The 586-nt window shown below is 34.6% G+C and carries 1 protein-coding gene; it reads left to right on the forward strand.

Annotation, left to right across the window (positions count from 1 at the left end):
• Positions 1-586, forward strand: a 586-nt coding sequence (locus C4B25_RS04825; protein ID WP_168380720.1) for a hypothetical protein, incomplete at both ends; no start/stop codon positions are given.

The following is a 586-nucleotide window of genomic DNA, read 5'->3' on the forward strand; positions in this document are numbered from 1 at the left end:
AGCTATCAAAGCTGCAACTGGTGTAGATATTCCTAAATCAGTAGGTAAAACAACAGTTACTGGTGTAGTTCTAACTCCTAACCCAGATGGAACAATCGACGTTAAAGTTTCAACTTCAACAAAAGGTGCTTACCCAGAAGCAAAAGATACAAAAGGTACAGTTAAAGGTAACACAGATGCTACTGTAAAAAAATCAATCGACAGAGATAAAAACTTAGATACTATCAAGAAAGCTATTGATGGTAAAGATATTACACAAAAACAAGGTGGTAAAAAAGCCTCAGAAATTGCTAAGAAAATCGCTGATATGAAAAAAGCTGGTAAATCAATCGATGAAATCCTTAAAGCTATCAAAGCTGCAACTGGTATAGATATTCCTAAATCAGTAGGTAAAACAACAGTTACTGGTGTGGTTCTAACTCCTAACAAAGATGGAACAGTTGATGTTAAAGTTTCAACTTCAACAAAAGGTGCTTACCCAGAAGCAAAAGATACAACAGGTAAAGCAAAAGGTAATACAGATGCAACAGCTGATGCTACTGCAACTAAGAATAAAAATGAAGCAGATATCAAGAAGAAAATTGAT

Origin of the sequence: Mycoplasma todarodis (assembly GCF_004335995.1) — a bacterium.
GTDB classification, from domain to species: Bacteria; Bacillota_I; Bacilli_A; order Mycoplasmatales; family Metamycoplasmataceae; genus Mycoplasma_K; species Mycoplasma_K todarodis.